This window comes from Bacteroides sp. HMSC067B03, from assembly GCF_001811315.1.
Lineage (GTDB): Bacteria > Bacteroidota > Bacteroidia > Bacteroidales > Bacteroidaceae > Bacteroides > Bacteroides faecis.
The window spans coordinates 67505-78868 of the sequence record NZ_KV804391.1 but is presented as its reverse complement, the minus strand read 5'-3'; the positions used below and the strand labels follow the sequence as shown (position 1 = coordinate 78868).

Sequence of the window (11364 nt, the reverse complement as noted above, 5' to 3'; positions counted from 1 at the left end):
AATAACAGCATGATACGGCTGACAATAGAATGGACGATTGCTATTGTCAGCTGTATTATCAGGGTGTATTGTCAGGAGATAATTATCTCATTATAAACAGTTTGCCTACTAAAAGCTGACAGATGACAATAAAACATCTGTTTTAATCATTATGAAGAAGTTTGAAATGAAGAATTACTGGGTCAGTCCGAAAACCGAGTTTAAGCTCCATACTGTACCGAAAAGAATATATTTAGGCACGGATTACACGGATGAACACGGTTGTTTTACGTAATTAATCATAGCACTAAAACCGTGAAATCCGTGTAATCCGTGCCTAATCCTTAATTTATAATTTAATTCATTTCCGTACGGTTTTGAATCAACTTTAGACATAAGAACAAAAGAACAAATAAGTTATAAAAGCTATAGGAAATATGTTCTTTTGTTCTTATGTCTAAAAAAAGAATTATTAACCCATGTCTTATCGGAAACGAACGATTGTTATCTCCCAAGGTATTCCGGCATTTATTCGGAGGCTCCTTCTTCGGAACTCTCCTGCACGTCCTTCGCTTTTATCTTTCTATACTGTTTAGGCGTCATTTCAAACCGCTGTGCAAATGCCTTATAAAAGGTTCCTCTGTTCGAGAATCCGGTTTTATCCATGATCTCTTCGATTGAAAGCTGTGTTGTCAGCAGCAAACGCTCGACAATAGTCAGACGATATTCCCTGATAATGTCGGCAGGAGTCTTGTCCGTGATATTCTTCAGTTTTCGATAGAACTGGCGGGTACTATATCCAAGTGAATTACTCAACAATTCAACAGACAACTCCGTATCCTGAATATGACTATCGATAATCTGCATCATCTTCTCAAAGAAAGATTTATCTTCTTTATGCAGGAAATGCCCGTCATCCAGTTCAAAAGCGCTCAGAACAGAACTATAATACTCTTTCAGGTCTTCCTCACGTTGCAACAGCCTTCTCACTACCTTCTCCAGATATTCCACGTTAAACGGTTTGGTAATATACGCCTCTGCTCCGGACTCAATTCCTCTTGTCTGCTCATCGATATTATTCAGAGCAGAAAGCAGGATAAGGGGAATACGGCTCAACAGCTTATCTGATTTGATCTTCTTGGCAAATGACATTCCATCCATTCCGGGCATCATCACATCCGAAATAATCAAATCGGGCAATTGAATGCCCAATTGTTTTAAAGCCTCCTCCGCACTACTCAATGGCACCACATTATAGGGTCCCACAAAAATTTCCGTCACAAACCATAGCATAGAAGGATCATCGTCAATGATCATTATCGTTTGCTTGTTTTTATCATATTCGGTCGATGAGTTCCGGAGTTCAACAGACCGCTCGTCCGGTACCGGCGGTAACTCTTCCACCACTTTTTCGTCTTCATTATCGACCGTAACCTCCATCGTGGGAAGCAACACTTCAAACGTAGTTATCTCATTAGGAGTGCTGGAAACATGAATCTGACCATTCAATAAATTCACCATACTGTGACAAATAGCCAGCCCTAAACCATTTCGCGGAGCAATGCCATCTTTGTTTTGTACTTCGAAATTATCCAGAATCTTGTAGCGGTCAAATATCTTTGTAAGATCAGCCGCCTTGATACCTTTTCCGGTGTTAGACACGCGAATGCAAAGCTGGTCATTCTCCACTGTCTGCATCACCGTTATGGTACCATTTTCCGGAGTATACTTGAAAGCATTAGAAATCAGGTTATTGACAATCTTGCTCAGACAGCTGATGTCTGTATTCCAATGCACTCCGTTCTCAATCTGCAAACGATAATTCAGTTTCCGGCTTTCAGCCAGTTCTCCGAATGATTCCGCAATGGTGCGTATCTGTTCTGTGACAGGAACCGGCTTAATCTTCAGGACTTTATTTCCCGTTTCCAGCCGACGGAACTCGATCAGTTCCAGAATCAGCGCATTCAGTTTCAATGCATTCTGCTGAATCATGGTAGCATACTTACGCACATAACCATCTACCCTGCTATAGGAAAGAATCTTTTCACACGGACCATTAATTAATGTCAGTGGGGTACAGAATTCATGTGTTATGTTCGTAAAGAAGCGTAGTTTTGATTCGTACAACTCCTCGCGTTGCTGGCGGTTCATCTGTTCAATCATCACATTCCGCTTTCTACGATAATGCCTTATTATCATCCAGACAGACTCGAGAATCAACAGAATAAACAGCAGGAAATAAAAAGCGTAGGCCCAGATAGTCATATACCAGGGGGGAATGATACGAATGAGCAATGAAAAAGGTTCACTCTCCTGTCCGGTTATATTGCTCCGGTATTTCACCAGTAAGGTGTATTCTCCCGGCGACAGATTGGAAAAAACAGCTACTGTAGAAAGTCCGTTCTCAATCCAGCTGTCACTCAATCCATCTATCTTATAAGAGTAAGTATAATTATTGCCATTGATATAATCGACTGCCAGAAAAGACAGATTGAAGAAGTTCTGGCTATAGTCAAGCACCAGAGTCTCTTGCTTGGGTCCTTGCAGGAAATCATAGATATTACATTCTTTACCAAAAATAGACAAACGGTTGAAATGCAAAGGAGGCATATATTCTTCTGACATATGATCGTTCTCGGTAATTGTAATGAATCCGTTTGTCCCGCCAAAGAATAGCGTACCTGTCTGCTGGTCCTTAAAGAAAGCACCATCACTGAACTCAATCACTTCCAGGTCACCTTGCTGGCGGTAGGTCTGTACTGTATTCTCGCGAACATTGAACCGCACCATCCCCTGATTAGTACTGAGCCACAAATTATTATCCCTTCCTTCCAATATACCATGAATCGTATTGTTGGGGAAGCCGTCAGTCTCGTTATATACCCTGTATTCACCCTGATAAAGCCGGGTTAATCCGAAGCTCGTGCCAAACCAGTATCCTTCGTCATTTTTATGAATGGCAAAAATATCATTCACCGTCTGATTCTTCACCACATCGTCAATGCGGCAAGGGGTTAGTTGATTGGTGCGTGTATTCATCTTATATGCACCATATCCGCGATTACCAAACCAGATAGTCGAATCATTCTCCTGATAGGAGACAAAGAAATAATTAGAGTTTCTCTTTCCTCCATCCAAAGTAAAACGTTGTGCCGACTTCACTTTCGGCAAGGACGAAGAAGCCTCTAAAGTGATTTTCACAATGCCCTCACCTGCCGAAACAACCCATAATGTACTATCATTCGTCTCACAGATGGAATGCACATACTTCACTTTTTTACCATCCGCTATAACCGGAAATTCTTCTATCCTTCTCGTGAGGTAAGAATAATAGTTCAGTCCGTCTTCCGTACCAATCCATAATGAATTTCGTCTGCCCGGAGCAAAACTATAGACTGAGTTATCCATCAATGCACTATTGTTCGCCAGGATTCTCTCTGCCTGCGGCAATGTCTCCCTGTCAGGATGAAAGTCCATCATCCTTAGAATGCCTCCCCCCTTTGTGCCTATCCACAAGGTCTGTTCATGATCAAGGAACAATGCCCGGACAGGGTTATTTACCCGATATTCCGGTACGTCCAGCAACACATTTTCAATAGAAAATTCATCCGTAAAATACATATATATGCCTTGTCCGTCAGCCCCTACCCAGATAATATCCTGAAACCGGTCTTTCATCAGGCAGAAGATGCCCGACTGAATATTAATGGACTGTATAGCATACTTCACCTTCGAATCCGGCAAATATTTCAGCTGAATTAGTCCGCTGCTTTTAAAACCAATATAATAATCGTTTTTCTGCTTAATGATAGATGAGATATCGCCACGATGCTGAATCTCCTCTTCCAGATCCGCTATAAAATATTTATTATGGCTATTCAGATCGTACTCATAAAACGCATAGGTACTATCTACAAAATAGATTAAATCTCCATCTACAAATGTCCACAGAAGCTTTTCCGAATGATTTAAATGATTGCAGGGAACCAGCTTGATCTGATTTTCATTCTTTTCTATCACATAGCTCCGGTTATCATTGTCCGAAGAGAAAATCCAGAGAACGCCGGAATTATCAATAGACATCTGCTGTACTTCCTCAAAATGTATTTTCTTCACGTCCAGTTTGCAGAATTCTTTCAACTCCGGTTGATAATAATAAATATAGCCGTCATCCTTTATTATAAAGAAATCGTCTTCCGGACTTCTCGCCATACGGTTGATATACTTAAAATCCTTGAAACTTTGTATAGTCTGCCTTTGTGTATCGAAGCGGTCAAGTCCATAATTAGTCTGTATCCACAGTACATCATTATCGGCTTCAATAATCCGTTCTATCAGATTGCCGGAAAAGCTATTCTGAAGATTCGTAGGTTTGTATAATCCCAGATAATTGCCATCATAAACATTCAGCCCGTCACACGAACCGATCCATATCACTCCGTGTCTATCCTGACAAAGAGAGAGAATAGCGCTATTGGACAATCCGTTCTTACTGGAGAATTGCCGCAAACTATAAGAAGCATTTGCCTCTGCCCCTATCAAAAGGCAAGAAGCTATCAGAAATAGGATTCGTTTAAGAAAAGAAGTTTTTTTCGTCCATTCACTGTGTTTTTCCATATAGCATTTCTTTATTTTAAATCACGCCATAAAAATCGATGGAAAGATATAGAAAATCAGGAAAACGTCCAAGAACTGCACAGAAAACATTCAAGACATCTGAAATTTAACAAAACAAGAGTACGCTTTTAAGACATATATATCTATTTTTGCGCCATTTCATCACAAGTAGACACAAATGACACAAGTCCGTACACAATCTTATACCAACCCTGGTACCTTTGTAACATCAAACGACAAAATGAGGTAAAAAGCAAAATAAAAGGATGGTAGTTTGAAATAGGTAACCCAAAAACAGGTAGCTTCCCAGCTACCTGTAAATTGGAGATCAACGTTTTAGTTAATAATGAATATAATACTATATAAAATGAAATCATTACATTTCTTATTAGGTATAACCTGCATAGCCTCATTAACAGGTTGTGTATCCTCCGCCCAAGTAGAACCTAACTCAAACTTGGACAGAGCCCGGCAAACACTGGACTCTCTCTACCTAAATTATTCTGTAGACAACTCATCTTTACTCCGAGAAAACTATCCCTTCGACGAACAACATACCGTCACTTATCTGGCATCAGAAGAACAGGCTAATATTCCCAACCAATTCTCTTATTTATGGCCGTATTCGGGAACATTCTCTGCAGTCAATGCACTGTTCGAAGCCACACATGATAAAAAGTATAAGAAACTATTAGATAGCCGGGTATTACCGGGATTAGAAGAATATTTCGATACCCAACGGGTACCCAATGCCTATTCGTCATATATCCGGACTGCTCCAGCTTCCGATCGGTTTTACGATGATAATGTATGGTTAGGTATCGACTTTACCGATACATATCAAATGACCCAAGAACAAAAGTACCTGGATAAAGCCCAACTAATATGGAAATTTATCGAAAGTGGAACTGACAGTATATTGGGAGGTGGTATCTACTGGTGTGAACAAAAGAAAGAATCCAAAAATACTTGTTCAAATGCTCCGGGATCGGTTCTGGCACTCAAACTATTCAAAGCAACCAACGACAGCAGCTATTTTGAAAAAGGAAAGAAACTGTATGAATGGACCCAAAGAAACCTACAGGACTCCGCAGACTATCTCTACTTTGATAATATTCGCCTCGACGGTAAAATAGGAAAAGCCAAATTCGCTTATAACAGCGGGCAAATGATGCAATCGGCTGCCCTGCTCTATCAGTTGACAAAGAATCCTATCTATCTGAAGGATGCTCAAAATATTGCCAAAGAATGCTTCAACTATTTCTTTACAGACTTTACCCCTGCAACCAATGAAGAGGCTTTCAGAATGCTTAAAAAAGGAGATATCTGGTTTACTGCCGTTATGCTGAGAGGATTTATCGAACTTTACCAGATAGATAAGGATAAAACTTATATTAATGCTTTTAACAAGAGTTTGTCCTATGCATGGGATAATGCACGCGATGAAAAAGGATTGTTCAATACAGACTTAAGCGGCAAAAGCAAAGATGAGAGAAAATGGTTGCTGACACAAGCTGCCATGGTAGAAATGTACGCCCGCCTTGCCACTATCCAATAATATTATTAGAAAAAACGACAACTAAAAATAAAAACACCAAGATAATGAAAAATATGCGCCTTTGTACAATTACAGCAGCATTGCTTATCGGAGGAGGTTACATGAATGCCTTTAACCTCGTCTGTTCCAAAGACAATACAATGATTATCAGCCCAGCATCAGTTGCCGAAAAATATAAAAGTCAACGTCCTGCTCTAAAAGAACGATTATTTATTTCCGAAGCAGTAGAAACAGAAATCGTAAGAGTAAAAAAACTGCTGACAAACAGCAAACTTGCCTGGATGTTCGAAAACTGTTTTCCCAATACGCTGGAAACTACTGTACATTATCGCACCATCGACGGCAAACCGGATACTTTTGTCTACACAGGCGACATTCATGCTATGTGGCTTCGTGATTCAGGAGCGCAAGTATGGCCTTATGTCCAACTGGCATTCAAAGACCCTAAATTAAAAAAAATGCTTGAAGGCGTTATTCGCCGTCAGTTCAAATGTATCAATATCGACCCTTATGCAAATGCTTTCAACGATGGTGCAAAAGGAGGAGACTGGATGACAGACCTAACCGATATGAAGCCGGAACTTCATGAGCGCAAATGGGAAATTGATTCTCTTTGTTATCCTATCCGCCTGGCTTACCAATATTGGAAAGAAACAGGAGATGCTAGCATTTTCGACAATGAATGGATACAGGCTATTATCAATATCTTAAAAACATTCAAAGAACAGCAGAGAAAAGAAGGAGTCGGTCCTTATAAGTTCCAGAGAAAAACGGAACGTGCTCTCGATACATTAAACAATGATGGACTCGGTGCTCCTGTCAATCCCACAGGATTAATCGTCTCGTCTTTCCGTCCTTCAGACGACGCTACTACCCTGCAATTTCTGGTCCCTTCAAATTTCTTCGCAGTAACCTCGCTAAGAAAAGCAGCTGAAATACTGAAAACAGTTAATCAACAGACCGAACTTGCGGTACAATGCACTGAACTGGCACAAGAAGTAGAGACTGCCTTGAAACAATATGCTACTTACAACCATCCTAAGTATGGAACAATCTATGCATTTGAAGTGGACGGATTCGGCAATCATCTCCTGATGGATGATGCAAATGTACCAAGTCTACTGGCAATGCCCTATCTCGGTGATATAGACGTAAATGACCCTATTTATCAAAATACCCGTCGCTTCGTATGGAGTGAAGACAATCCGTACTTCTTCAAAGGGAAGGCTGGTGAAGGTATTGGAGGTCCACATATCGGTTATGATATGATATGGCCAATGAGCATTATGATGAAAGCATTTACGAGTCAGGACGATCAGGAAATAAAGGAATGCATCAAGATGCTGATTGATACCGATGCAAATACAGGGTTCATGCACGAATCTTTTCATAAAGATAACCCGAAAAAATTCACACGCGCCTGGTTTGCATGGCAGAATACATTATTCGGAGAACTTATCCTCAAATTAGTTAACGGAGGAAAACTAGAGTTACTTAACAGTATTCAGTAGGCAATCATCTACTCCCGAAAAAACATTTAATATTCAAATCACTAAAACATGAAATATCCTCTTATTAAAACAGTAGCAATATATTTGCTCACTGCTTTGCCTCTATTGGCAAACGCAGCAACACAGAAAGTATCCATCAAACAAAGCGTATTGGTTGGAGACGGCATCGCCAAATTTATCCCAGAAGGTTTTGACGCAAAGAAAATACCTTCATTCGCTATTGAAAAAGAACCACGTGAGAAAGGTACGCTTCCTACCAATTGGATACTTATTCCCGAATTCTCCCTCACAGATGGTAAAGCGAATGCATCACTGACAATACCGGAAGGCACAAGCATCTATGGAGGAGGAGAAGTGACCGGCTCTCTCCTAAGAAATGGTAAAACAATTAAGCTCTGGAATACAGATTCTGGTGCTTACGGTGTAGATAATGGTACACGACTATATCAATCACATCCCTGGATGATGGGAGTTAGAAAAGACGGAACAGCCTTCGGTATTTTATTCGACACCACATGGAAAGCTGAATTAAGTAGTACAGATGAAAAGATTGAACTAAGAAGTGAAGGGGCACCTTTCCGGGTGTTTATCATTGACAGAGAATCTCCACAAGCTGTAGTTCGCGGACTATCGGAACTAACAGGTACTATGCCAATGATTCCCCGCTGGGCATTAGGTTATCAACAAAGCCGATTCTCTTATTCACCAGACAGCCGCGTGATTGAGATTGCAGACACTTTCAGACACAAGAGAATACCGTGTGATGTTATCTGGATGGACATTGACTATATGGACGGATACCGCATTTTCACATTCAATCCGCAAGATTTCCCCAATCCTAAGGCTGTTAATCGTGATTTGCATATACGCGGCTTCCATTCCGCATGGATGATTGACCCGGGAGCCAAAGTTGACCCCAACTACTTCGTTTATAAATCTGGAACCGAAAATGACGTTTGGGTAAAAACTGCAGACGGTAAGAATTTCCATGGTGATGCTTGGCCGGGAGCAGCAGCGTTCCCAGACTTCACATGTCCTAAAGTAAATAAATGGTGGAGAAATTTATATAAAGACTTCATGGCACAAGGGGTAGACGGCGTTTGGAACGATGTAAATGAACCACAAATCAATGATACTCCCAACAAAACAATGCCGGAAGATAATCTCCATCGTGGAGGCGGAAAATTGCCTGCAGGAACACATCTGCAATATCACAATGTTTATGGTTTTCTAATGGTTAAAGCATCCAGAGAAGGCATAATGGAAGCCCGACCTGAAAGACGACCGTTTATTCTTACTCGTTCCAACTTCTTAGGTGGTCAGCGCTATGCGGCCACATGGACCGGCGATAACGGCTCTTGGTGGGATCATCTGAAAATGTCAATCCCCATGTCTTTAACCTTGGGATTGTCCGGTCAACCATTTAGCGGTTCGGATATCGGCGGCTTTCTATTTAACGCTGATGCCGACTTATTCGGTAACTGGATTGGTGTTGGCGCTTTCTACCCATTCTCACGTGGTCACGCTTGTGCAGGAACAAACAACAAAGAGCCATGGGCATTTGGACAAGAAGTAGAAAATGCTGCACGGATAGCATTAGAACGTCGATACATGCTTCTCCCCTATTATTATACGCTGCTGCACGAAGCCTCAACAAATGGTATGCCCATCATGCGACCTGTTTTTTTCGCCGATCCTAAAGACTTGTCGTTGCGTGCCGAAGAAGAAGCATTCTTGATTGGTGATAATCTGCTTATTATACCGGCATACGCTAAGCAACCTGCATTGCCGAAAGGCATTTGGAAAGAACTGTCACTTGTTAAAGGCGACAATAGTGAGAAATATCAAGCAAAGATAAAGATACGTGGCGGTTCGATTATTCCTACCGGAAAGATCATTCAAAATACTACAGAAAATTCATTAGACCCGCTTACATTACTAGTTTGTCTGGATGAACAAGGAAAGGCCGATGGATCAATGTACTGGGATGCAGGAGATGGTTGGGCATTCAAGAAAGGAGATTATAGCCAACAAGTCTTCAAAGCCGAAAAACAAGGCGACAAAGTTATAGTAAAACTGACTAGCGAAAAAGGCAAATTTAAAACAGAAAACAAAAATATGGCTATCGTCAAAGTGATCACAGACCAAGGCGTTTGCCAAGCTAGTGGCAGTCTTGTGGAAGGTATCGAAGTGAAATTATAAACTAGCGCGCACTCATTGCGTAAGTCTTAATATAAAAAATATCAATATTTTATTCTTAATTAAAAAAACTATATGAAAAGAAAAACACATGAAAAAAGATGCCTCTATTGGTATAAGGCACTGGTGTTGATTCTGACCGTATGCCTTATCGGCTGTCAGGACGACAAAATTAGTTCCAATGGATACGACCCGTCTAAGCCGGTTGTTTTCTCAGATTTTACTCCCGATCATGGGAGTCTTCGTACTCAAATCCATATCTATGGAGATAATTTCGGGACTGATCCCTCTAAAATCCACATCACAATAGGTGGACAATACACGACAACTATCGGCTGTACCAACACCGAAATTTACTGTATAGTCCCACCGAAAGCTTTCGAAGGTAATATTAAAATAACAATCGAAAGTGCCGACGGGAAAACCGCTCCTATAGAATATGAATTTGAAAAGAAGTTTAATTATACTCTACAGCCTTCAGTAAGTACGCTTGTTGGTAGCGAAGATGAAAATGGAAATTCATCTGACGTAGACGGGAATTTTGAGAAAGCAAGATTCGGAAATCCTCAATGGTTATTAATGGACACATTTGGTATTGAGAAATGCTTAATTATTAATGGTCAAGGCGGTCCTATACGTCGAATCAATCTAGAAACAAAAGAAGTTTCAACTCTTCTTACCAACGGACAGGGAGGATTTAGAAATATGCAATACATGTCTTTTGATACAACCGGAGACACGCTTTTCGTATCAGATGATCATGGACAAAATAATAAAGACAACCGTGAAATTGCTTACATTCTGCGATCTGAAGAATTCAGAAAAGCTCACCCCTATGTTTATGACCGCACAGGATATAACAATGTTTACTGTGCCCTAAATAAATCACTTTACTACAACACTTATTGGAAAGGAGGACTTCAAAAGGCTGTCCACGATCCTGCAACCGGCGGTAAAAAAGGAGTAGAATTATTTGGTGTATACGAAAACAGCGATTCCGGTACTTTTATGTGTATCCATCCGGACGGAAGATTTATGTATATCACAGGACGTAACTGTATCTTGGTATCCCAATATAATAAAGCAACCAATGAATTTCAGAAGCCGACCACATTTGCCGGTAGAGAAGGAGAACCCGGCTACAGCCCATCCCCCGGTCCAAGCGCCCGTTTTCAGGAACCTTACCAGGGTACGTTTGTAAAAAATGAAGAATACATAAAAAATCCTCGTCCGGACGGAAACATTTATGATTATTATATATGCGACAGAGGAAACCATTGTATCTTTAAAATCACTCCCGACGGTAACGTATCTCTTTTTGCAGGAAGAGGCAGTGTCTCTTCCGACAACAAGGTACATGGCAATATTGACGGAGAATTAAAAACAGAAGCACGTTTTGATAACCCATGCGGTATCGCTTATGATGAAGAAACACAGACTTTCTACATCGCCGATAAAGAAAATCACAGTATCCGTACCATTTCTATAGAATAACTATTA

5 protein-coding genes are annotated in these 11364 nt (G+C 40.7%); 4 read left to right on the top strand and 1 reads right to left on the bottom strand.

Annotated features, from left to right (window positions below):
- Positions 1 to 507 precede the first annotated feature (507 nt).
- On the bottom strand, positions 508 to 4596 hold the full coding sequence (locus HMPREF2794_RS16945) for a two-component regulator propeller domain-containing protein (RefSeq protein WP_070751986.1): 4089 nt from the start codon (positions 4594 to 4596) through the stop codon (positions 508 to 510).
- 367 nt (positions 4597 to 4963) lie between these two features.
- Here HMPREF2794_RS16945 and HMPREF2794_RS16940 point away from each other — a divergent pair, with 367 nt between their 5' ends.
- From HMPREF2794_RS16940 to HMPREF2794_RS16925, 4 genes are all read left to right on the top strand, one after another.
- Positions 4964 to 6154: a glycoside hydrolase family 76 protein gene (locus tag HMPREF2794_RS16940; protein WP_029425182.1), complete on the top strand. Its 1191-nt coding sequence runs from the start codon at positions 4964 to 4966 to the stop codon at positions 6152 to 6154.
- A gap of 44 nt (positions 6155 to 6198) precedes the next feature.
- Positions 6199 to 7665, top strand: a complete 1467-nt coding sequence (locus tag HMPREF2794_RS16935; RefSeq protein WP_010536040.1) for a glycoside hydrolase family 125 protein — start codon at positions 6199 to 6201, stop codon at positions 7663 to 7665.
- 48 nt (positions 7666 to 7713) lie between these two features.
- Positions 7714 to 9867: a TIM-barrel domain-containing protein gene (locus HMPREF2794_RS16930; RefSeq protein WP_010536039.1), complete on the top strand. Its 2154-nt coding sequence runs from the start codon at positions 7714 to 7716 to the stop codon at positions 9865 to 9867.
- A 72-nt stretch (positions 9868 to 9939) separates the two neighbouring features.
- Positions 9940 to 11358 carry an IPT/TIG domain-containing protein gene (locus HMPREF2794_RS16925; RefSeq protein ID WP_010536038.1) on the top strand — a complete coding sequence of 473 codons (1419 nt, stop codon included), beginning with the start codon at positions 9940 to 9942 and terminating at the stop codon, positions 11356 to 11358.
- The last annotated feature ends 6 nt before the right edge of the window (positions 11359 to 11364 follow it).

What these genes read in the sequence shown, in the direction of transcription:
- HMPREF2794_RS16945 (WP_070751986.1), bottom strand. Translation starts at nt 4,596, where the DNA reads ATGGAAAAACACAGTGAATGGACGAAAAAAACTTCTTTTCTTAAACGA.
- HMPREF2794_RS16940 (WP_029425182.1), top strand. Translation starts at nt 4,964, where the DNA reads ATGAAATCATTACATTTCTTATTAGGTATAACCTGCATAGCCTCATTA.
- HMPREF2794_RS16935 (WP_010536040.1), top strand. Translation starts at nt 6,199, where the DNA reads ATGAAAAATATGCGCCTTTGTACAATTACAGCAGCATTGCTTATCGGA.
- HMPREF2794_RS16930 (WP_010536039.1), top strand. Translation starts at nt 7,714, where the DNA reads ATGAAATATCCTCTTATTAAAACAGTAGCAATATATTTGCTCACTGCT.
- HMPREF2794_RS16925 (WP_010536038.1), top strand. Translation starts at nt 9,940, where the DNA reads ATGAAAAGAAAAACACATGAAAAAAGATGCCTCTATTGGTATAAGGCA.